We start from the raw sequence: 21,808 nt of genomic DNA on the forward strand, positions 1-21,808 counted from the left end.
CCCCGGCACGATGAGTTCGGCGCCATATTATTAGAACTTAAAATTCTTACCAGAAATCTTCTTATACCCTGCCGCCGCCTGATATAGTTGGTCAACCGATTTACAGCCATCACACAGCCCCTGCGGCAATGGATGACCATGACCACATACAACCTCACTCATCTCAAACAGCTGGAAGCCGAAAGCATCCACATAATCCGGGAAGTGGCGGCCGAGTTCGACAACCCGGTCATGCTCTATTCCATCGGCAAAGATTCTGCCGTGATGCTGCACCTTGCCCTGAAGGCCTTCTACCCTGGGAAGCTGCCTTTTCCGTTACTGCATGTTGATACCACATGGAAATTCCGGGAGATGATTTCGTTCCGGGACAACGTGGCGGAGAAGTTTGACCTCGACCTGATTGTGCACATCAACGAAGAAGGTGTGAAGCAGGGTGTCGGGCCCTTCACCCATGGCAGCGCCAAGCACACCGACATCATGAAAACCCAGGCCCTGAAGCAGGCCCTGAACAAGTACAAGTTCGACGCCGCATTCGGGGGTGCCCGCCGGGATGAGGAAAAATCCCGCGCCAAGGAGCGGGTTTACTCCTTCCGCGACGAACACCATCGGTGGGACCCGAAGAACCAGCGCCCGGAGCTCTGGAACATTTACAACGGCAAGGTTAACAAAGGCGAGAGTATTCGTGTGTTCCCGCTCTCCAACTGGACCGAGCTGGATATCTGGCAGTACATCTACCTTGAAAACATCGATATCGTACCGCTGTATTACGCGGCGGTGAGACCAGTGGTAGAACGCGATGGCACCCTGATTATGGTGGACGACGACCGCATGCCACTGAAAGAAGGCGAGAAGCCTATGATGAAGTCAGTACGCTTCCGTACGCTGGGCTGCTACCCGCTGACCGGCGCCATTGAATCCGAGGCCAACACCCTGCCCGACATCATCCAGGAAATGCTGCTGGCCACCAGCTCAGAGCGGCAAGGGCGGGTCATTGACCACGATTCAGCCGGCTCCATGGAACAGAAAAAGCGGGAAGGGTACTTCTGATATGTCACACCAGTCTGATTTGATCGCCGACGATATCCTGGCTTACCTGAAGCAGCACGAGAACAAGGAACTCCTGCGCCTGCTCACCTGCGGCAGCGTGGATGACGGCAAGAGCACGCTGATTGGCCGGCTGCTGCACGACACCAAGATGATCTACGAAGATCATATGGCAAGCCTGAAGACCGACAGCGCCAAGATGGGCACCACTGGTGAGAAGCTGGACCTGGCCCTGCTGGTGGACGGCCTGCAGGCCGAACGGGAACAGGGCATCACCATCGATGTCGCCTACCGTTATTTCAGCACCGACAAGCGCAAATTCATCATCGCCGACACCCCGGGCCATGAGCAGTACACCCGCAACATGGCCACCGGCGCCTCCACCGCGCAGCTGGCGATCCTGATGATTGACGCCCGCCACGGAGTGATGACCCAGACTCGCAGGCACTCGTTCATTGCCTCCCTGCTGGGCATTCGCCACATTGTGGTGGCCGTGAACAAGATGGACCTGGTGGACTTCAGCGAAGACCGCTTCAACGAAATCCGTGAAGAGTACCTGGCGTTCGCCACCAAACTGGGCCTGAAGGATGTCCGTTTTGTGCCGATTTCCGCTCTGGACGGCGACAACGTGGTGAACAAGAGCGACAACACGCCCTGGTTTACTGGCCAGCCGCTGATGGAAATCCTGGAAACCGTGGAAGTTTCCCGGGACAAGAACCTGGAGCACTTCCGCTTCCCGGTGCAATACGTCACCCGCCCCAACCTGAACTTCCGGGGCTTCTGTGGCACCATCGCCTCCGGCGTTATTCGCCCGGGCGACACCGTGATGGCCCTGCCCTCACGCCGCACCAGTAAGGTCAAGGAAATCGTCACCTTCGACGGCAACCTGAGCGAAGCCTACATCGACCAGGCGGTCACCCTGACCCTGGAAGATGAAATCGACATCAGTCGTGGCGATATGCTGGTAAAGGCAGAAGACGAGCCCGAGGTGCACAACCGGTTCAATGCCAACATTGTGTGGATGACCGACGCTCCTCTGGAAACCGGCCGTCTTTATGACATCAAGTTAGGTCCGACGTTTACCTCAGGCACGGTGAAGAACATTCATCACCAGACCGACGTAAACACCCTGGAGCAAAACGCCAACCCGAGCCAGCTGCAGCTGAATGAAATAGGCCTGTGCGAGCTGACTCTGAACCAGCCTATCGCGTTCGACGCCTATCAGCGCAACCACGCCACTGGCAGCTTCATCGTCATCGACCGGCTGACCAACGTGACTGTCGGCGCCGGCATGATTGCAGGCCTGACCGATGGCCTGGATTCCCTGGACCCGGTTACAGTGGAAGAGCGCGAGCGCCGCCTGGCGCAGAAATCGGCGATCATTGCCTGCACCGGCAAACAGGCCCCGCAACTGGCCCTGGCCGTGGAGCGGGCGCTGTTTGATCAGGGCAAGACCGCGGTGGTGGTGTCTGAAGAAAACACCGGTGATGCCGACGAACGCCGCCGCGTGGCTCAGCTACTGACCGCTCACGGCCTGGTGGCGGTGGCAGTGAACCTGGGGTCTGATATTGCCAATGCCAGTGTTTCAGCTGATTCGGAGGCGGATATTCCGGCTGCCGTTGCGGGGCTTCTGCAGGAGTTGGCTCGGAGTCAGCGGGTTTAAGCTACTGATCCCCCATCCTTGGCGGGCGGGCTTGCCGGGGTGGGGGAGAATTTTTCTTTGGAAAAACAACTCGCTTCGCTCAGACATCTTTTTCCGGCAGAAAAACCCTCCCCCACCCCGACGCCGGCAGCGATTTGTAGTGGCACGCTGAGAAGACTTGTTTCCCTGGCGGAGAGCATGGATGAGTCTTGTTGAAATCCCACCCAAGCCTCCTGATTGGCATGGCAAGGTGCTTGCTGACCGAGCTCGATCTGTTCGGGAAGGTAAAACTCGCTGTACAACTCTGACTGAACTCAAAAAGCGCGGCCCGCTACGTCAACCCGGGACCGAATAGTAACTTCAGTACCGGGATAAGCTCCCTCCCCCTCATTACACCCATCAGCAAACGACTTCCCTGAAATGATCTGCCGGTCGTGGGGTGGTGGTTTATTTTTCTGCCGGAAAAAGATGTCTGAGCGAAGCGAGTTGTTTTTCCAAAGAAAAATAAACCACCACCCCGCGACCCGCCCCCACAACTGGAAAGCTACAATGAATCCAACACCAATCCATGGCAAAATCCCCCGCCACCCGAATTAACCACAGGAGCTGAACAAAATGGCCATCAAACACCTGCGCACCGCCTTCGCCAGCCAGTACCAGCCGGGCCAGCCCGCCCGCCTTGTTGCCGGCGAGGCTCAGCAGGAGCCCGGTGGTGACTATGAAGCCCTGCACAAGCAGATGAAGCGCCTGTTCAACAGCAAACCCGGCAAGAAATACGGCCGCTTCTCGGACGACATCGGCGAAGGCCCCTTCAGCGCCTGGCTCAAAGACTACCTGGAAGACAAACAAACCTTCGCCGCCATGACCGACCGCCTGTTCGGACAGTGGCAGGAACTGCTCAACGGCAGCCAGGAGGAATTCGACGGCCACCTGATGGTGGTACATGACGCCCTGGCAGATTCAGAAGTGGTGTACCTGTTTATTCTGGAAACCGACGGCGCCATGCGTTTTGACGGCAGCCAGAAACTGGACGCAACAGACGTGTTGAGCCTGTCACGCCTGAACCTGGCCGTCCGGATCGAGCTGGATGAGTGGCGCAACGAGAACTCCAGCGATAACTACATGACCGTGGTCCACGCCCGCGGCACCGGCGATCCCGGAGAGCTGTTCCTTCGCCTTTGCGCTTTTACCAACAGCGTGGATGTGGAAAAGGAAACCATGACCTTCCTGGATGCGGTAGAAGCCTTCGCCAAATCCAGCGAACCGGAAAAAGCCGGTGAAGTCCGCGCCAAAGCCTACGAATTCTGCAAAGACCAGCATGCCCTGGGCGAACCGGTAGCCATCGAGGCCCTGTCCAGCTACCTGGACGAAAGCCAGCCGGAGCGCTTCAAGGAATTCGCCAGCAAGAACGCGGAAATGCCGGAAACCGGCGTGCTGCACCCGGACCATCGCAAGGTGAAGAAACTGGTGCGTATTGCTGGCTCTGGCGGGGGTATGAGTGTGTCGTTTTCTTCAGACCTGGTGAACCAGGCGGTGTACTACGACCGTGACAAAGATGCCTTGACCATCACCCGACTGCCCAAGGCTTTGCGGGAGCAGTTGCAGCGGTATCTTGAAGCTCGCGAGGACTGAGGGGCTCGTTTCTGTAGCCTGCTGGTTGAGGGGCGGGTTGCGGGGTGGGCGAATCTTTTTTCTTTGGAAAAACAACTCGCTTCGCTCAGATATCTTTTTCCGGCAGAAAAAAGATTCACCCACCCCGCACCGGCATAACGAATGTGCTGGAGTCCGTTAGGACTCGTTTGCTTCTGTGTTTTCTGGTTGCTCGTCCCATCTGGGGCGATTCGCCCGTAGTTTTCTGACTTCCTGCATCCACCCTACCCCGTCGATCAGCTCACCCGTTTCGTGGTCGATTGGCGGGTATGGCAGGTTGCGGTCGTCGCAATAACGCTTCACCGTCGGCTGACACCAGCAGAACAGCAGGCGGTTGTATTCCTCATCCGGCATCCGCCGCTGATCAAACATACCCGCCAGCTTCCGCTGTCGCTGGGCTTCGGAAAGAATAATCGAACAGGCTGAAGACACATTCAGCGATTCCACCATGCCCATCATCGGAATCACAATATGCTCATCCGCCTGCTCGGCGGTCACCGGGTTCACACCATCCACTTCGTTACCCATGATAATCGTGCACGGCACAGTGTAATCCACCTCCCGAAAATCCACCGCCCGGTTCGACAGCTGTGCGGCATACAGCTTATGCCCCTGCGCCCTCAACTCCGTTACCGCGTTGTCCATGGTGGGATGGGTGTGGGTGGTTACCCAGTGAAAGCTACCCCCGGCGGTCTTGCGAAAGGCCCGAAAACCCTCCTTGGGCCAGACCACGTGCATATTGGCCAGGCCAAAGGCGTCACAGGACCGGATGATGGCCGACAGGTTTCTGGGCTTATGCACCTGATCCGTCAGCACCCGCAGGTCGGGTTGGCGGGTGTTGAGGACTTGCTTGATTCGGGCGAGGCGTTCGGGGGTCATCGTTTCGTTCACTCTATTGCGATTTCGCCAGACCCACACCATGTCTCACTTTACTGTGGAATCCAGCACTTATGTTCGGGAAGGGTTGTGGCAGTGGCTTTCCAAAACCTTGCGGAGCCATGGATGGCGGAGCAGAGCGTACAGGGACGTATTCACAGCGTGTTTTGGAAAGCCACTGCCACAACCCTTCTTTCACCCGAACAAAAAGGGCGAAGATGATAACACAGCAAAACCCGAGACAACGGTGGTTGATGTTTAAGCACCCCGTTATAATGTGCAGTCCATTTTTGCCAGCGCCCCACACCACCCCGGCGCCAACACACCAAACTACGTGAGACCCATGGCCAAGAAGCTGTTCATCAAAACCCACGGCTGCCAAATGAACGAGTACGACTCTGCCCGCATGGCAGACCTGCTCAAAACCGGCGAAGCGGTCGAAGTGACCGACAACCCGGACGACGCCGACATCCTGCTGCTGAACACCTGCTCCATCCGCGAAAAGGCCCAGGAGAAAGTGTTCCACCAGCTCGGCCGCTGGAAAAACCTGAAATCCAAAAAGCCCGACCTCATCATCGGCGTCGGTGGCTGCGTAGCCAGCCAGGAAGGCCAGGCCATCATCGACCGGGCCCCTTACGTAGACATGGTCTTCGGCCCGCAAACCCTGCACCGCCTGCCAGACATGATTACCGAAGTGCGCACCAAGGGTAACGGCGTAGGCGTGGTAGACGTCAGCTTCCCGGAAATCGAAAAATTCGACAACCTGCCCGAGCCTGGCGCAGACGGCCCATCCGCATTTGTGTCCATCATGGAAGGCTGCAGCAAGTACTGCACCTTCTGCGTGGTGCCCTACACCCGCGGCGAAGAAGTCAGCCGCCCGGTCGACGACGTCATCGCCGAAGTGGCCCACCTGGCCGCCCAGGGCGTGCGCGAAGTGAACCTGCTGGGCCAGAACGTCAACGCCTACCGTGGCGATACCCACGACGGCGACCAGATGGACCTGGCGGAACTGATCGAAGTCATCGCCACCATCGAAGGCATCGACCGCATCCGTTACACCACCTCCCATCCGGTGGAGTTCAGCGACGCCCTGATCGACGTCTACGAGCAGGTTCCTGAGCTGGTCAGCCATCTGCACCTGCCGGTGCAAAGCGGCTCTGATCGCATCCTGGCAGCCATGAAGCGTGGCCATACAGCACTGGAGTACAAATCCAAACTCCGCCGCCTGCGCAAGATCCGCCCGGACATCAGCTTCTCCTCTGATTTCATCATCGGCTTCCCGGGTGAAACCGATAAGGACTTCGAAGACACCATGAAGCTGATCAACGACATCGGTTTTGATATGTCCTTCAGCTTCATCTACAGCGCCCGCCCGGGCACCCCGGCGTCTGACCTGCCGGACGATACGCCGATGGAGGTGAAGAAACAGCGCCTGAGCATTCTGCAGGATCGCCTGAACCAGAACGTCATGGATATCAGCCGGAAAATGGTGGGCTCTACCCAGCGGATTCTGGTGACTGGCCTGTCCAAGAAGGACCCGGGCGAGTATGCAGGTCGTACCGAGAACAACCGCATCGTAAACTTCCGCCACGAAAACCCTGAAGTGGTTGGCCATTTTATCGATGTGGAGATTGTTGAGGCCTATGCCAATTCGCTTCGGGGTGTGCCTGTTGGTTCTGAGTTTTACTGAGCTTTGGCTCCCAGGTTTTCTGGTTTTGGGGCTTGGTGACAGGGTGAGGGAGCCTCCCAAAAAACGCCCCGCAAGTACGTCCCTGTAGGGCTTCGTCGCGCCATCCCTGGCGCTCCAGATTTTTGGGAGGCTCCCTCACCCTGTCACCAGCAGACTTCACAATGGCATGCCGTATAAATGGCTAACCAAACCCCGGCACAGGCCATTGATTACTGGATTGGCTTATCCAAACCACTTGTTTTTCGCCCTTTCGGCCTGCACATTGTTTAAACAGGTACAGGGCGGGCAGGGCCGTCAAAAAATCTGGAGCGCCAGGGACGGCGCGACGAAGCCCTACAGGGATGTATTCACGGGCGTTTTTTTGACGGCCCTGCCCGCCCTGTACCGATAACTTCGCAGTCCGAACAGCCTACTCCCCCACAGCAAAACCCCGGGGAGTAAAACGAAACGGAGCAAGATTGAACACTCACGATACCAGACAATTTGACCTGCACCCGGTCAACCAGCGCCGCCTGGCCACCCTCTGCGGCCAGTTCGACGAACACCTGAAGATGATCGAAAAACGTCTGCAGGTGAAAGTCGGCCGCCGGGGCCACCACTTCCGGGTGGAAGGTCACACCGAAAATGTAGCCGCAGCCACCGAAGTCATTCGGCACCTGTACCGGGAAACCGAAGCCAGCGAAGATATTCCGCCGGATACCGTGCACCTGTTTATCCGGGAAACCGGCCTTGAGCGGCTCCCGGATGACGTGCCCTATGACGAAGGCCAAATTACCGTCATCAAAACCCCGAAACTGACCGCCAAACCCCGTGGCCAGAATCAGCAAAAGTACGTGCACAACATCCGTACCCACGACATAAACTTCGGCATCGGGCCTGCGGGCACCGGCAAGACCTGGCTGGCCGTGGCCTGTGCGGTAGAGGCACTGAAAGACGAACAGGTGAAACGCATCCTGCTGGTACGCCCCGCAGTGGAAGCCGGCGAGAAACTGGGCTTTCTGCCCGGCGACCTGGCCCAGAAGGTGGACCCCTACCTGCGGCCACTGTACGACGCCCTCTATGAAATGCTCGGCTTTGATCAGGTTACCCGCCTGATCGAGAAAAGCGTGATCGAGATTGCACCACTGGCGTTCATGCGTGGCCGCACCCTGAATAACTCGTTCATTATTCTGGATGAAAGCCAGAACACTACCCGGGAGCAAATGAAGATGTTCCTCACCCGGATTGGCTTTGGTTCAACGGCGGTGATCACCGGCGACACCACCCAGGTGGACCTGCCGCGCGGGCAGAACTCCGGGCTGATTCACGCCGCCAGCGTGCTCAGCAAGGTCCCTGGTATCGGCTTTACCCGATTTGAGTCAAAAGATGTGGTTCGCCATCCTCTGGTTCAGCGCATTGTGGAAGCCTACGACTCGTTCGGTGACGGGGGCTCAACCAGCCCATGAGCAAACTGACCGTGGATTTCCAGGTAGTTTATGAAGGCACCGGTGTACCCGACGAAACACAATTCCAGGTTTGGGCTGAAAAGGCATGGCTGGGCGAGGATCCGTCTGAAGTGACGATCCGTATTGTCGGTAACGACGAAAGTCAGAACCTGAATCACCAGTACCGGGGCAAGGACAAGCCCACCAATGTTTTGTCCTTCCCATTTGAAGCACCACCGGGTATAACGGTGCCATTGGCCGGAGATCTGGTGATTTGCGCGCCGGTTGTTGAAAAGGAAGCGCAGGAACAGCTTAAAGAGCCTGTCGCCCACTGGGCCCACATGGTGGTGCACGGTATGTTGCACCTCCAGGGCTACGATCATATTGAAGATAACGAAGCCGAGGCCATGGAAGCCCTCGAAGTCCGGCTGCTTGCGCAGCTCGGATTTGCTAACCCTTACGAAGCAGAGGAAACGGAACCAGACTCATGAGCGACGATCAGTCGAGTCGCAGCCAGGGCGGCAAGTCCTGGCTGGAGCGTATATCACAGGCCTTCTCCAGCGGGCCTGAGTCCGTCGAGGACGTGCTGGAGATTCTACGGGATGCCGAATCTGAAAGTATCATTGATGCAGATTCCATGAGCATCATCGAAGGTGCCATGCAGGTGATCGACATGCGGGTGGACGAAATAATGATCCCCCGTTCCCAGATGATCACCGTCAAAGCCTCCCAGGATCCGAAAGAATTCCTGCCGGAAATCATGTCCTCCGCCCACAGCCGTTTCCCGGTCATCGGCGAAAGCCAGGACGACGTGATCGGCGTGCTGCTGGCCAAAGATCTGTTACCGCTTGCGCTCAATAACGAGCTGAACTGGACAAACATTCGGGAGATCCTCCGCCCGCCCACGTTTGTTCCCGAAAGCAAGCGATTGAACCAGCTGCTCAAAGAGTTCAAGGAAAACCGCAACCACATGGCGATTGTGGTGGATGAGTACGGCGGCACCGCCGGCCTGATTACCATCGAAGACGTGCTTGAGCAGATCGTCGGTGAGATCGAAGACGAACACGACTTCGACGAGGAAACCCACATCAAGGCTCGCGGCGATGGCACCTATGCCGTCAAAGCCGTCACCCCCATTGAAGACTTCAACGAATTTTTCGAGACCATGATGGACGAGGAAGAGTTCGACACCATTGGCGGCCTGGTTCTCAAAGAATTTGGTCACCTGCCCAGACGGGGAGAAACGGTTGAATTCGGCGGCTTGCAGTTTACTATTGCCAACGCCGATAACCGAGTCATCCGTTTGTTGCAGGTAACGCGAAGTGAATCATGAACCTGGCCTTGGTCGCCCTCTGAATCTGCGGTTTACTGACCACCCCTGGTTTGGCCCGGCAATCCTGCTGATTGCCGGCGCAATCCAGACCCTCACCTTTTCACCTTTTCATTTGTGGTGGCTTGGCCCCCTCTCGGTTTTTCTGATTGTCCTGGTAACGCTACACCAGGCCTCGGAAAAGCTGTTTCGCGCCGGATGGTTTATCGGTCTTGGCCTGTTCGGTTCGGGCGCAAGCTGGATTTACATCAGCATCAGCGAGCACGGGAACACCTCAGTGCCAGTGGCTGTCCTGCTGATGGTTCTGTTTATAGCAGGGCTGGCCCTGTTCCATGGCCTTGCCTTCTGGTTCTGGGGCAAACTGGCCAAAGAAAGCATGATCCGGCGCCTTCTCCTGTTTCCGGCCATCTGGGTTCTGGGAGACTGGCTACGGGGCTGGTTGCTCACAGGCTTTCCCTGGCTGTACCTTGGCACTGCACATACGGACGGACCACTTGGTGGCCTGGCCCCCCTCACAGGCGTACATGGCATCACCTTCTGGATCGCAGTCACGGGTGCGTCCGCCTATGCCATCTGGTGGCTTGTTCTGTCCGGGCGCCGCAAATCAGCAGCAGTCACCGCAGTACTCACTCTGCTGCCCTGGGTCTTCGCGCCGGCCATGAAACAAGCCGACTGGACTGACCTCAAGGAACAGCCGGTCACCTTTGCCGCCATGCAAGGCAACATTCCCCAGCAGATCAAATGGGACCCGGATTTCCTGCGGGATCAGATCGTGGCGTACCTGGGAATGACCGAGGCCCACTGGCAACGCGACCTTATTTTATGGCCGGAAACCGCGATTCCGATCCCCCAGGACCAGGCAGGCAAGGTGCTTGATCACATCCACGAAGAGCTCGGCGATGAAAGTACGCTGATCACCGGCATTCCCTGGTACGGCTACAGCGATCGTATCGACGACTTCACCTTCCACAACAGCATCATGGCCATTGGCAACGGTGAAGGCATCTACCACAAGCAGAAGTTGGTTCCGTTTGGCGAATATGTGCCGTTGCAGGGCGTTCTGCGAGGACTGATCGGCTTTTTCGACCTGCCCATGAGCAGCTTCACCCCCGGGCCAAAGTACCAGTCTCCGCTGGTGGCCAACGGCATCAACATCATGCCGTACATCTGCTACGAAGTAGCCTACCCGGACTTTGTCGCCTTCAATGCCCGTAACTCCGGCTTGCTGTTAACCATCAGCAATGATGGCTGGTTCGGTGATTCCATTGGCCCGTTGCAGCACCTTCAACTGGCCCGCATGCGCGCCCTGGAAACCGGCCGCTATATGCTCAGGGGCACCAATAACGGCGTTACCGCGATCATCAACGAAAAGGGCGAGATCACCGAACGGATTCCGCAGTTCCAACGGGCAGTACTGACCGGTGAGGTCTTCCCCGCCACCGGCAGCACGCCCTACATGCAGACCGGTTCATGGCCGGTGCTGACCCTGGCGGTGATCCTGATCGTGTTTGTGCGGGAGCGGGTGATCCCGAAAAACCCTACTCCTTAGGCGGCCAGCGGCTGGTTACCCGCTCGAAGTAATGGGACCCGCAGGCCTCGCACGGGTGCAAGTGGCTGGTTTTGGTCAGGCACACCATGTGGTTGCAATTCATGCACCGGAACATACCGGCGGTGGCCACCTCGCCCGATATGTAGTGGCTGACGTCCTGGTTCTCCAGTTTCTGTTTGAGTTCCAGGGTGTCCACCAGGGTTTTGTCGGCTACCGAAAGCAGTCGATCCGCCAGGGTGTGCTCCAGTAACGAGATATCCAGCTGCAACCATTCTTTCAGGCCCTCTCCGGTTTCCTCGACAAAGTTCAGCAGGTGCTCCAGGTCCCGCTCGAGGTAGGCGCCGAGCAGGTCGGCTTCCTCACGGGTCATTTCTTCCAGTTCGTATTCAAACTCAACCGCTTTCTGAACTTCTTCCTCCAGAGTCTGAAGTGAGGTTTCCTGGAGCTCATGCAAACGGGCTTGTACCCGCTCCAGCATTCTGTCGTAAGCCTCGAGGGCCTTGCCTGAAAGGTGATTGCGTTCTGGTTCCGTCATAGTCTTCCCGCCTGTTTTCTAGTTTTGGTGCAAGGGTCAGGATGTGGTACCTCTTTCCGGGACACGCTGTAAATACGTCCCTGTACGCTTGACTGCAGCATCCATGCTGCAGACAGTCCCGGAAAGAGGTACCACACCCTGCCCCCCGGACATTCTCCCTGCCTTTAGCTAATCGCAGTGGAGCAAGCGCTTCTCTCCAAGAGTACCCTTCGCAAGTTTGGGGTGCTGCCGGGGATGGCTTCCCGGGACTGTGCGCAGCATGGATGCTGCGCTCAAGCCCCCAGGGATGGGTTCACGGCGTGTCCCGGGAAGCCATCCCCGGCAGCAACCTGCACCAAACCCACGAATAACCTCCATACGGGAAGTCTGGCACAAGTCTGCGAAATTGGCAGACTACCTGTTAAGCCTTGGGTGCGTTAGAATGTTCGGCCCTTTCGAACCTCATTTTCACACAGGGTACTTTTGGTAATGGCAGGAATGGACGAACAATACAACCCACGTGATGTAGAGCAGACCGCCCGCGACTTCTGGGAAACCAACGAAACCTTCAAAGTGAAGGAAGAGCCCGGCAAGCCCAAGTACTACTGCCTGTCCATGTTCCCCTACCCCAGCGGCAAGCTGCACATGGGCCACGTTCGTAACTACACCATCGGCGACGTGATTTCCCGCTACCAGCGCATGCAAGGCAAGAATGTCATGCAACCCATGGGCTGGGACGCCTTCGGTCTGCCCGCCGAGAACGCCGCCATTGCCAACAAATCCGCCCCCGCCAAGTGGACCCGGGCGAACATCGAATACATGAAGAAACAGCTCAAGCAGTTGGGCTTCGGTTACGACTGGGGCCGTGAGTTGGCCACCTGTGATCCCGAGTACTACCGTTGGGAGCAGTGGTTCTTTGCCCGCCTTTACGAAAAGGGCCTGGTGTACAAGAAAATGTCCACCGTAAACTGGGACCCGGTCGACCAGACGGTTCTGGCTAACGAGCAGGTGGTGGATGGCCGCGGCTGGCGCTCTGGCGCGCTGGTTGAGCAGAAGAAGATTCCCCAGTGGTTTATCCGCATTACCGATTATGCCGAAGAACTGCTGAACGACCTGGACCAGCTGGAAGACTGGCCTGAGCAGGTCAAGACCATGCAGCGGAACTGGATCGGCAAGTCCGTGGGCACCGAGCTGACCTTCCCGCTGAAAGACCGGGAAGACGGCCTGACCGTTTACACCACCCGTCCGGACACCCTGATGGGGGTCAGTTACATGGCGGTTGCGGCGGAACACCCGCTGGCCAAGGCAGCGGCTGAACGGCACCGGGATGTCGCTGAGTTTGTCGAGCAGTGCCGCAACAGCAAGGTGGCGGAAGCGGAACTGGCCACCATGGAAAAGAGGGGCATCGACACCGGGTTCAAAGCCATTCATCCGCTGACCCAGGAAGAAGTGCCGGTATGGGTCGCCAACTTCGTGCTGATGGACTACGGCACGGGCGCACTGATGGCCGTTCCCGGCCACGATGACCGCGACCACGAGTTTGCCCTGAAGTACAAGCTGGCCATCAAGCAGGTCATTGCGCCCAATGACAGCCGTGATATCGACGTTCAGGAAAAAGCCTTTACCGAGAAAGGTGTACTTGTATCATCCGGCAAATACAGTGGACTGACCAGCGAGGAAGCCTTCGACGAGATCGCGAAATACCTTGAAGACAACGGTATCGGTACGCGCACCGTCAACTACCGTCTGCGTGACTGGGGTGTTTCTCGTCAACGGTACTGGGGCGCACCCATTCCAATGATGACTCTGGAAGACGGCACGGAAATACCGGTGCCGGATGACCAGCTACCTGTTCGCCTGCCGGAAGATGTCGAGATGGACGGCGTTCAGTCACCGATCAAGGCCGATCCGGAGTGGTGCAAAACCGAATTTAACGGTCAGGCGGCTACTCTTGAGACCGATACCTTCGACACCTTCATGGAGTCATCCTGGTATTACGCGCGCTTCTGCAGCCCTAATTACGACAAGGGCATGCTGGACCCGGCAGCGGCCAATTATTGGCTGCCGGTGGATCAGTACATCGGCGGTATCGAACATGCGATCCTTCACCTGTTGTACGCCCGTTTCTTCCACAAACTGCTGCGGGACGTTGGCCTGGTCAACAGTTCGGAGCCGTTCAATCGCCTGCTCTGTCAGGGCATGGTGTTGGCTGAGACCTACTATCGGGAAGATGAGTCCGGCAAGATCACCTGGATTGCCCCGGCCGATGTCACGGTAGAGCGGGACAGCAAAGGGCAAGTGGTGAAAGCGGTCCACAATGAAGACGGCCAGCCGGTTCAGATCGGTGGTGTCACCAAGATGTCCAAGTCCAAGAACAACGGCATAGACCCTCAGGCGATCATTGACCAGCATGGCGCCGACACCGTTCGTCTGTTCATGATGTTTGCTGCGCCGCCAGAGCAGTCCCTCGAATGGTCTGACAGCGGCGTGGAAGGCGCACACCGCTTCCTCAAGCGGCTGTGGCGCCTGGTCAATGAGCAGACCGCCGGTGGCCAGGTGCCCACCCTTGAGGCTGGCAGCCTGAACAGCGCCCAGAAGGATCTGCGCCGCAAGACCCACGAAACCATTGCCAAGGTCAGTGACGACATCAGTCGTCGCCTCACCTTCAATACGGCTATCGCCGCTGTGATGGAACTGCTGAACGAAGTCAGCCGACTGACAGACAACGAGCCCCAGAGCCTCGCCGTTCGCCAGGAAGCACTGGAGGTGGCGGTTCTGGTGCTGTCGCCCATCGTGCCGCACATCAGCCATACTCTCTGGCAGGCTCTTGGCCACGCAGAACCCGTGGTTGATGCCAGCTGGCCGGTTGCCGACGAAAGTGCCATGGTCCGCAGTGAGATTGAGGTTGTGCTGCAGGTCAACGGTAAAGTACGGGCAAAAGAAAGCGTGCCCGCGGACATCGGCAAGGCGGACCTGGAAAAACTGGCTCTGGAGAACGAAAACGTTATGCGCTTCACTGATGGCAAAACCGTGCGCAAAGTCATCGTTGTACCCGGAAAGCTGGTTAACGTGGTGGCTAACTGATATGGCTTCGGTGCCCTTTTTTCTGAAAGCCCTCCGGCTGCCGTTACTGGCAATACTGGCTACCGCCACGCTTGCCGGGTGCGGCTTTCAGTTACGGGGCACCTCACCGGTGCCGGCTTCTCTGCAACCCCTGGCGGTAGACTGCCCCGAGTCCTTGCCCGGGCGTTTCTGCCAGTCGGTGCGGGATCAACTCAGGCTGGGGGGCATTGATCTGCAGGATGCTTCATCTGCGGACTACGTGCTTCGGCTGAGAAGCTACCAGCAGGACCGCCGGGCATCCGCCATTACCGCTCAGGCTGCCGCAGCAGAGTACATACTGCGACATCAAGTCACTATGGAGTTGCTGACCGCAGACCGGATCCCGCTGATTGCCGCAACCGATCTGACCACCAGCGAGACCTATCGTTACGATGAAACCAATGTGCTGGCCAAGCAACGGGAAGAAGAGGAACTGAGGCAACAGCTGGGAGACCGGCTGGCGCAACAGGTACTCTTCAGGCTGGCACCGATGACCCGGGAGCGGATTGACGCGGCCATCGCAGAGTACGAAACAAGCCAGAAACAAGCCGATGCGCCATGAAGACCCAACCCGGCCAGCTCCCCCAGTTGCTCAAGAAAGGTCTGGCTCCGGTCTACCTGATTTCCGGTGACGAGCCCCTGCTGGTGCAGGAATGCTGTGACCTGATCCGAAAGACGGCCCGGGACTCGGGGTATCAGGACCGCCTGACCTACCACGCCGACCATCAACTGGACTGGAATGCCGTTGCCGATGAATGCAACGCCATGTCCCTGTTTGCCGAGAAGCGGCGTATCGAGATTCACCTGCCAACGGGCAAGCTCGGTGACGGCCGAAAGGTTCTTGAACAGGTTCTTGAGGCACCACCTGAAGACGTTATCCTGCTACTCATCAGCGCCAAACTCGACGCCGCAGAAACCAAACGCAAGTGGTACAAGGCTCTACAAGGCTGCGGTGTCCATGTACCGGTCTGGCCGGTTGAGCCCGATAAATTTGCAGGCTGGCTGCAACAGCGGGCCAGCGGGCAAGGCCTGAGTCTTACCCGCGGGGCCCTGGGCATGCTCACGGAGCGGCTTGAGGGGAATCTTCTGGCTGCCAGCCAGGAACTGGACAGATTGGCGTTACTGACGGCTGGCAAAACCATCGACGAAGAGACCATCGAGCAAGCGGTCCAGGACAGCGCCCGCTTCAATGGCTTTGAGTTGGTCACCGAGTTACTCGCCGGTAAAGCTGCCCATGCGGGAAAGATCATCGGAATCCTTCAGCAGGAAGGTGAAAACCCGCTGGGTTTGTTGAGTGTGCTGGTGCGAGACCTGCACATCATCATCGAACTGAAAACCGCTTTGCCCCCGGGGGACAGTCCAGCAGGTTTCCTGAAAAAACGCGGAGTGTTCCAGCCCCGGCGAGCGTCCGCTATCCAGCAGGCAGCCCGCCGGCTGAATATGCATCAACTGCACCGCGCCATCAGTCTGTGCAACGCCACAGACCGATCCGCCAAGGGGTTTGATAGCCTTACCCCCTGGCATCACCTCAGGGATTTGTCGGCGGTTCTTGCCGGTGCTCGCCCTAACTGATCCAGGTCAATCCAGTACGAACCTTCGCAAAACCCTGACTTTCTCCCTCTTGACAGTTTTTTACATTCCGGCGCATTGTAGACTTCCCAACTCATCAGGGAAGGAGAATCGCTATGAGCCTGCAAGACGAATTCAACAAACTGTCGGAAAAAATCAAGCAGTACCGTGACGAAGCCCGTGTGCAACTGCACCTGGCCAAGGAAGATGTAAAAGATGAATGGGACGACCTGGAACAGGACTGGGATCGCTTCCGCCAGAAGCTGGATCAGGTTGTCCATGATGCGGAGAATGCCAGCCATGAGGCGAGAGACACGGCTCGCCAATGGGGGGAAGACCTCAAGACCCGCTATCAGGACATCCGCAACAAAATGAAATAGATTGTTAACGCGTTAACAATTTACAACATGAACGAGCCGCACAGGGGCTTCTCTATTTGAGCCTCTGTGCCATACTTCACAGAAAAGAGTGAACACTCCGTCATACTTTTGTCAGATTGTTCATTTTGCCATCAATCGCTCGTCGCGATGGCCACGGTATGTGCCGTGCAATGTGAGGTATAACGGCCCTATGAAAAAAATAACGTTAGTTCCCATCACACTTACACTCGCCATCTCAACCACCTTGGTTATTGGCCAGAATACCCGTTTCAGTGATCCAGAGACGGTCGTGAAAGATCAGTTCTGGGGCAATCTCTATGCAAACGGCGGAACGTCGTTTTTCTGTGATGCGCCGTTCACCAGCAAGGGGTTTGTGATGACGGATGGCTATGTCTATCCGCCGGCCGATATCCGTAGCGCGCTGAATTGCGGCACTACGAGTCAATGCAAGCAGGATAATCAGTACCGTCAGATTACGTCGGATCTTCACAATATGGTGCCGGTTCGTTCCCGGGTCGAGATGCGCAGGCGGAACGCCCGCTATGAGAATCTGGGCGATGCGACGCGGGCGGATGACTGTGGTATTCGGGAGAGTGCACAATTTTTTGAGCCGCCGGAGCATGTGAAGGGGGATGTTGCCCGCACGATGGCTTACATGGTGGATACTTATGGGCTACCTTGGCTTGGGGCGACTTCGGTGTTCCAGGAGTGGAGCAAGCTGGATCCGCCGGATGATCGGGAGTTGGCGCGGCATCAGCGTATTGCCGAGATTCAGGGTAATGAGAATCCGTTTGTGGTTAATCCTGGGTTGATTAATCGCCTTTGAGGTTTTGATCTCGATTTGGGAGCAAGCACCAGTCAGGGGGTAGCTTTCCAAAACACGCTGTGAATACGTCCGTGTACGCTCTGCTCCGCCATCCCTGGCTACGCAAGGTTTTGGAAAGCTACCCCCTGACTGGCGCCGGTACTCTTGCGATCAACTAAGCAAGGTTTTGGAAGGGCCTCCCCGCATACCAGCCAATACACTTCAGTTCGCTAGCAACAAAAAAGCAGGCCGCTTGGGCCTGCTTTTTTGCTATCTGGAGTAACGAAACCTGATCAGATTTCGTTAGCCGCCAGAGCCATCATCGCATCGCTGCCACTGCGGATACCTTCGGCCAGAGACACGGTCTTTGGCAGCAGGCGGTCGAAGTAGAAGCGTGCTGTTTTCAGCTTGCCGGTGTAGAAGCCGGAGGTATCGCCCTCGGCTTTCGGAGCGGCGGCTTTGACGGTTTTGGCCCACATGTACGCCAGGGCGGTGTAGCCGAACATGTCGAGGTAGTCGACAGCAGCGGCGCCGATGGCGTTGGGGTTGTCGCCGGCTTGCTTGATGACGTGTTCGGTAACGTCAGACAAGCGCTCCAGTGACGCAGCCAGCGGCTCCAGGTAAGGCTTCAGGGCTGCATCGCTGCTGTTTTCTTCGATGAAGTTCGCCACGTCCTGCACAAACAGTTCGTACAGTTTGCCCTGACTGCCAACGACCTTGCGGCCCATCAGGTCCATGGCCTGGATGCCGTTGGTGCCTTCGTAGATCTGGGTGATGCGGCAATCGCGTACCAGCTGCTCCTGGCCCCACTCGCGGATGAAGCCATGGCCACCGAAGACCTGCTGGCCGATGATGGTGGTGTCCAGGCCGCGGTCGGTCAGGAAGGCTTTGGCGACGGGGGTCAGCAGGGCAACCATGCCTTCGGCGTGTTTGCGCTGTTCGTCGTTGTCAGAGTATTTGGAGATATCCAGCCACTGGGCAACGTAGGTGGAGAATGCACGGCCACCCTCTACGTAGCTCTTCATGGTCAGCAGCATTCGGCGCACGTCTGGATGTACCAGGATCGGGTCGGCGGCTTTTTCGGGCTGCTGGGCACCGGTGGGGGCGCGGCTCTGGATACGCTCGTTGGCGTATTCGCGGGCGCTCTGGAGGGAGGCTTCGGCGGCGCCGATGCCCTGGATACCCACACCCAGGCGCTCGTAGTTCATCATGGTGAACATGGCGGCCAGGCCTTTGTTCTCGTCACCAACCAACCAGCCTTTGGCGCCGTCGAAGTTCATCACACAGGTAGCGGAGGCCTTGATACCCATCTTTTTCTCGATGGAACCACAGCTGAACTGGTTGCGCTCGCCCAGGGAACCATCGTCGTTCACCATGAACTTGGGCACCAGGAACAGGGAAATACCCTTCGGTCCTTTGGGAGCGTCCGGAAGCTTCGCCAGCACCAGATGGATGATGTTCTCAGCCATGTCGTGCTCGCCCCAGGTAATGAAGATCTTGGTGCCAGTTACGTTGAAGGAGCCATCGTCGTTCGGCTCGGCCTTGGTACGGATAATGCCCAGGTCGGTGCCAGCGTGGGGCTCGGTCAGGTCCATGGCGCCAGACCAAACGCCGGAGTACATGTTCGGCAGGTATTTCTCTTTCAGCTCCTGGCTGCCGTGAGCGTCCAGGGCCAGGCAGGCACCGGCGGTCAGCATCGGAGCAAGGCCGAAGGCCATGTTGGCGCCCTGCATCATTTCTTCAAACTGGGCCACCAGCGTTTTCGGCATGCCCATACCGCCAAAATCGGGGTTGCCGCCGAGGCCGTTCCAGCCACCTTCCACGATGGTCTGGTAGGCTTCTTTGAAACCTTCCGGAGTGGAAACTTCGCCTTCGTTCCACTTACAGCCCTGCTCGTCCGCCTCGCGGTTCAGGGGTGCCAACACGCCACTGGTGATCTTGCCCGCTTCCTCAAGGATCGCATCTGCGGTGTCGGGATCTACGTTTTCTGCAATCTTGGGCAGTGATGCCCAAAGCGCCGGGGCATCAAATACTTCGTTCAGAACGAAACGCATGTCACGAAGGGGTGCCTGATAATCAGCCATGTAAAACTCTCCAGAAATTCAGTCAGTCACTTGGGGGATGTGGAAAACGCCTTCTCGATGAAGGTCTGATAATCCCCCGCTCGGCTATGTGTCCGAAACAAGGTTGTTGTTCTATGGCGCGCTATTCTACCTCAAAACACGCCCGGGACTCATGAAAAAAGCCCGCCTCCGGACGGAGAACGGGCTTTTTCTGTGCCATCAACCAGATAGCAACCCCGCCTTAGATAGCGAAGGCTTCTTCCGGCATATCCAGCAGGCTGTCAGAGCCGGCCAGCATGGTTTCTGCGTGGGTCTTGGTGCGCGGCAGCAGACGCTTGAAGTAGAAGCGTGCAGACTGAACCTTGGCGTTGTAGAACATCTCTTCGGAGGTGCCGTCAGCCATCTTGTCCAGTGCCACTTTGGCCATACGGGCCCACAGGTAGGCGAATACCGCGTAACCGGAGTACATCAGGTAGTCCACCGCAGCGGCACCGACTTCTTCACGGTTCTTCATGGCGGTCATACCAACCTTCATGGTCAGGTCGCCCCACTCCTTGTTGATCGCAGCCAGCGGCTCGATGAACTCTTTCAACTGCTCGTTGTCGGCGTTCTCTTTGCAGAATACGTGAACCTGCTTGGTGAACACTTTCAGCGCTTCGCCCTGGGTCATCAGGACCTTACGGCCCAGCAGATCCAGCGCCTGGATACCGGTAGTACCCTCGTAGATCATGCCGATGCGGGAGTCACGTACGTTCTGCTCCATGCCCCACTCAGTGATGAAACCGTGGCCGCCGAATACCTGCATACCCAGGTTGGCAGACTCGTAACCGATTTCAGTCAGGAACGCCTTGGCGATCGGGGTCAGGAAGCCCAGCAGCGCGTCAGCGTGCTTACGCTCTTCTTCAGTCTTGCCACTGTGAACTACGTCCACTTGCTGGCCAGCCAGGTAAATCAGGGCGCGGGCGCCTTCAGCGACAACCTTCTGGGTCAGCAGCATGCGGCGTACGTCCGGATGCACGATGATCGGATCAGCGATGCCGTCCGGGTTCTTCGGACCGCTCAGGGAGCGCATAGCCAGGCGATCCTTGGCGTAGGCCAGGGAACCCTGGAAGCCAAGCTCAGCGGCACCCAGACCCTGGATGGCGGTACCGATACGGGCAGTGTTCATAAAGGTGAACATGCAGTTCAGGCCCTTGTTCTCAGGCCCGATCAGCCAGCCCTTGGCGCCGTCGAAGTTCATGACGCAGGTAGCGTTGCCGTGGATACCCATCTTGTGCTCCAGGGAACCACAGGATACCGCGTTGCGCTCGCCGGCAGAGCCGTCTTCGTTCGGCAGCTGCTTGGGCACGATGAACAGGGAGATGCCCTTGGTGCCTTCCGGTGCGCCCGGCAAACGTGCCAGTACGATGTGGACGATGTTCTCGGCCATGTCGTGCTCGCCGGCAGAGATAAAGATCTTGGTGCCAGTGATGCTGTAGGTACCGTCAGCGTTCGGCTCGGCCTTGGTGCGCAGGGTGCCCAGGTCAGAACCACAGTGCGGCTCGGTCAGGCACATGGTGCCGGTCCACTCGCCGCTGATCAGCTTGGTCAGGTAGGTCTGCTTCTGCTCTTCGGTACCGTGCTCTTCGATGGTGTTGGTGGCACCGTGGCTCAGGCCAGGGTACATGCCCCAGGACCAGTTGGAAGTCCCTACCATCTCGCTGACCACCAGGCCGATGGAGTGCGGCAGGCCCTGGCCACCGTAGTTGGGGTCGGCAGTCATGGACGGCCAGCCACCTTCAACGTACTGCTGGTAAGCCTCTTTGAAGCCGGTCGGGGTTTTTACACCGTCTTCGCTCCAGGTACAGCCTTCCTGGTCACCCACCTGGTTCAGCGGAGACAATACCTGCTCACAGAACTTTGCACCTTCCTGGATGATGGCATCGACCATATCCGGAGTTGCATCTTCGGCACCTTCCAGATTGGCGTAGTGCTGCTCGCTGTTCAGCAGCTCGTTCATTACGAATTTGATATCACGCAGGGGCGCTTTGTACTCAGGCATGGAATCCACCTCGGTTTTCGGACTCGGCTGAAACAGATAACAGCCTTTGGCCTTGGGTTTGCTCAGACACTGTGACACATCGCATCACAGCCTTAATTAAACACTTGTTTGAAACATACGTTTTGCGAC

Annotated in this window: 17 protein-coding genes; 13 read left to right on the forward strand and 4 right to left on the reverse strand. The window is 57.5% G+C overall.

The features are described from left to right. Positions 1-132: 132 nt before the first annotated feature. The 3 genes from cysD (at position 133) to FIV08_RS13390 (ending at position 4,318) form a co-directional block, all read left to right on the forward strand. Entirely contained in the window at positions 133-1,047 is a 915-nt protein-coding gene (gene cysD, locus FIV08_RS13380) for a sulfate adenylyltransferase subunit CysD (RefSeq protein ID WP_323807581.1), read from the forward strand. A gap of 1 nt (position 1,048) precedes the next feature. After that, positions 1,049-2,707: a sulfate adenylyltransferase subunit CysN gene (cysN, locus tag FIV08_RS13385; RefSeq protein WP_152438685.1), complete on the forward strand. Its 1,659-nt coding sequence runs from the start codon at positions 1,049-1,051 to the stop codon at positions 2,705-2,707. Positions 2,708-3,301: 594 nt separating this feature from the next. Further along, the gene (locus FIV08_RS13390; RefSeq protein WP_152438686.1) at positions 3,302-4,318 is read left to right on the forward strand and encodes a nucleoid-associated protein; all 1,017 of its coding nucleotides are present in this window, start codon (positions 3,302-3,304) and stop codon (positions 4,316-4,318) included. Between the two features lie 156 nt (positions 4,319-4,474). On the opposite strand, the gene trmH is transcribed toward FIV08_RS13390, so the two are convergent. Continuing rightward, complete coding sequence (gene trmH / locus FIV08_RS13395; RefSeq protein WP_152438687.1) at positions 4,475-5,215, reverse strand: tRNA (guanosine(18)-2'-O)-methyltransferase TrmH; 741 nt, start codon at positions 5,213-5,215, stop codon at positions 4,475-4,477. Positions 5,216-5,555: 340 nt separating this feature from the next. On the opposite strand from trmH, the gene miaB reads away from it, so the two are divergent. The 5 genes from miaB to lnt all read left to right on the forward strand — a co-directional run bounded on the left by miaB (position 5,556) and on the right by lnt (position 11,205). Further along, positions 5,556-6,902 carry a tRNA (N6-isopentenyl adenosine(37)-C2)-methylthiotransferase MiaB gene (gene miaB / locus FIV08_RS13400; RefSeq protein ID WP_152438688.1) on the forward strand — a complete coding sequence of 449 codons (1,347 nt, stop codon included), beginning with the start codon at positions 5,556-5,558 and terminating at the stop codon, positions 6,900-6,902. Positions 6,903-7,360: 458 nt separating this feature from the next. Continuing rightward, a complete protein-coding gene (locus tag FIV08_RS13405; protein WP_138437204.1) occupies positions 7,361-8,347 on the forward strand; it encodes a PhoH family protein in 987 nt (328 codons plus the stop codon). Further along, positions 8,344-8,817 (forward strand): rRNA maturation RNase YbeY, encoded by a 474-nt coding sequence (gene ybeY / locus FIV08_RS13410; protein ID WP_072676708.1) that lies wholly within the window; start codon positions 8,344-8,346, stop codon positions 8,815-8,817. Before FIV08_RS13405 ends, ybeY begins: the two co-directional genes overlap by 4 nt. Beyond that, a complete protein-coding gene (locus FIV08_RS13415) occupies positions 8,814-9,659 on the forward strand; it encodes an HlyC/CorC family transporter (RefSeq protein WP_058092044.1) in 846 nt (281 codons plus the stop codon). The genes ybeY and FIV08_RS13415 overlap by 4 nt, the downstream gene beginning before the upstream one ends. A 19-nt stretch (positions 9,660-9,678) precedes the next feature. Next, a complete protein-coding gene (lnt, locus tag FIV08_RS13420) occupies positions 9,679-11,205 on the forward strand; it encodes an apolipoprotein N-acyltransferase (protein WP_416376922.1) in 1,527 nt (508 codons plus the stop codon). Here the strand turns inward: lnt and FIV08_RS13425 are convergent. Continuing rightward, entirely contained in the window at positions 11,195-11,740 is a 546-nt protein-coding gene (locus FIV08_RS13425; protein ID WP_152438690.1) for a zinc ribbon-containing protein, read from the reverse strand. The two genes, lnt and FIV08_RS13425, sit on opposite strands and share 11 nt — an antisense overlap. Before the next feature lie 477 nt (positions 11,741-12,217). Between FIV08_RS13425 and leuS the strand changes: the two genes are divergently transcribed. From leuS to FIV08_RS13450, 5 genes are all read left to right on the forward strand, one after another. Beyond that, the gene (gene leuS, locus FIV08_RS13430) at positions 12,218-14,803 is read left to right on the forward strand and encodes a leucine--tRNA ligase (RefSeq protein ID WP_152438691.1); all 2,586 of its coding nucleotides are present in this window, start codon (positions 12,218-12,220) and stop codon (positions 14,801-14,803) included. Between the two features lies 1 nt (position 14,804). Further along, positions 14,805-15,383, forward strand: a complete 579-nt coding sequence (gene lptE, locus FIV08_RS13435; protein ID WP_152438692.1) for an LPS assembly lipoprotein LptE — start codon at positions 14,805-14,807, stop codon at positions 15,381-15,383. Continuing rightward, entirely contained in the window at positions 15,380-16,393 is a 1,014-nt protein-coding gene (gene holA, locus FIV08_RS13440; protein WP_152438693.1) for a DNA polymerase III subunit delta, read from the forward strand. The genes lptE and holA overlap by 4 nt, the downstream gene beginning before the upstream one ends. A 113-nt stretch (positions 16,394-16,506) precedes the next feature. Next, on the forward strand, positions 16,507-16,770 hold the full coding sequence (locus FIV08_RS13445; RefSeq protein ID WP_061331558.1) for a hypothetical protein: 264 nt from the start codon (positions 16,507-16,509) through the stop codon (positions 16,768-16,770). Between the two features lie 190 nt (positions 16,771-16,960). Further along, positions 16,961-17,596, forward strand: coding sequence for an endonuclease (locus FIV08_RS13450; protein ID WP_152438694.1), 636 nt, complete (start codon positions 16,961-16,963; stop codon positions 17,594-17,596). Positions 17,597-17,868: 272 nt separating this feature from the next. Here the strand turns inward: FIV08_RS13450 and FIV08_RS13455 are convergent, their stop codons facing one another. Further along, positions 17,869-19,659 carry an acyl-CoA dehydrogenase C-terminal domain-containing protein gene (locus FIV08_RS13455; RefSeq protein WP_152438695.1) on the reverse strand — a complete coding sequence of 597 codons (1,791 nt, stop codon included), beginning with the start codon at positions 19,657-19,659 and terminating at the stop codon, positions 17,869-17,871. 220 nt (positions 19,660-19,879) lie between these two features. Continuing rightward, entirely contained in the window at positions 19,880-21,679 is a 1,800-nt protein-coding gene (locus tag FIV08_RS13460) for an acyl-CoA dehydrogenase C-terminal domain-containing protein (RefSeq protein ID WP_061331647.1), read from the reverse strand. Positions 21,680-21,808 lie beyond the last annotated feature (129 nt).

The organism is Marinobacter sp. THAF197a, from assembly GCF_009363275.1.
Classification (GTDB): domain Bacteria; phylum Pseudomonadota; class Gammaproteobacteria; order Pseudomonadales; family Oleiphilaceae; genus Marinobacter.

Excerpts from the sequence above, each read along its gene's own strand:
- cysD (WP_323807581.1), top strand. The coding sequence starts at position 133 with ATGACCATGACCACATACAACCTCACTCATCTCAAACAGCTGGAAGCC.
- cysN (WP_152438685.1), top strand. The coding sequence starts at position 1,049 with ATGTCACACCAGTCTGATTTGATCGCCGACGATATCCTGGCTTACCTG.
- FIV08_RS13390 (WP_152438686.1), top strand. The coding sequence starts at position 3,302 with ATGGCCATCAAACACCTGCGCACCGCCTTCGCCAGCCAGTACCAGCCG.
- trmH (WP_152438687.1), bottom strand. The coding sequence starts at position 5,215 with ATGACCCCCGAACGCCTCGCCCGAATCAAGCAAGTCCTCAACACCCGC.
- miaB (WP_152438688.1), top strand. The coding sequence starts at position 5,556 with ATGGCCAAGAAGCTGTTCATCAAAACCCACGGCTGCCAAATGAACGAG.
- ybeY (WP_072676708.1), top strand. The coding sequence starts at position 8,344 with ATGAGCAAACTGACCGTGGATTTCCAGGTAGTTTATGAAGGCACCGGT.
- FIV08_RS13415 (WP_058092044.1), top strand. The coding sequence starts at position 8,814 with ATGAGCGACGATCAGTCGAGTCGCAGCCAGGGCGGCAAGTCCTGGCTG.
- FIV08_RS13425 (WP_152438690.1), bottom strand. The coding sequence starts at position 11,740 with ATGACGGAACCAGAACGCAATCACCTTTCAGGCAAGGCCCTCGAGGCT.
- leuS (WP_152438691.1), top strand. The coding sequence starts at position 12,218 with ATGGACGAACAATACAACCCACGTGATGTAGAGCAGACCGCCCGCGAC.
- lptE (WP_152438692.1), top strand. The coding sequence starts at position 14,805 with ATGGCTTCGGTGCCCTTTTTTCTGAAAGCCCTCCGGCTGCCGTTACTG.
- holA (WP_152438693.1), top strand. The coding sequence starts at position 15,380 with ATGAAGACCCAACCCGGCCAGCTCCCCCAGTTGCTCAAGAAAGGTCTG.
- FIV08_RS13445 (WP_061331558.1), top strand. The coding sequence starts at position 16,507 with ATGAGCCTGCAAGACGAATTCAACAAACTGTCGGAAAAAATCAAGCAG.
- FIV08_RS13450 (WP_152438694.1), top strand. The coding sequence starts at position 16,961 with ATGAAAAAAATAACGTTAGTTCCCATCACACTTACACTCGCCATCTCA.
- FIV08_RS13455 (WP_152438695.1), bottom strand. The coding sequence starts at position 19,659 with ATGGCTGATTATCAGGCACCCCTTCGTGACATGCGTTTCGTTCTGAAC.
- FIV08_RS13460 (WP_061331647.1), bottom strand. The coding sequence starts at position 21,679 with ATGCCTGAGTACAAAGCGCCCCTGCGTGATATCAAATTCGTAATGAAC.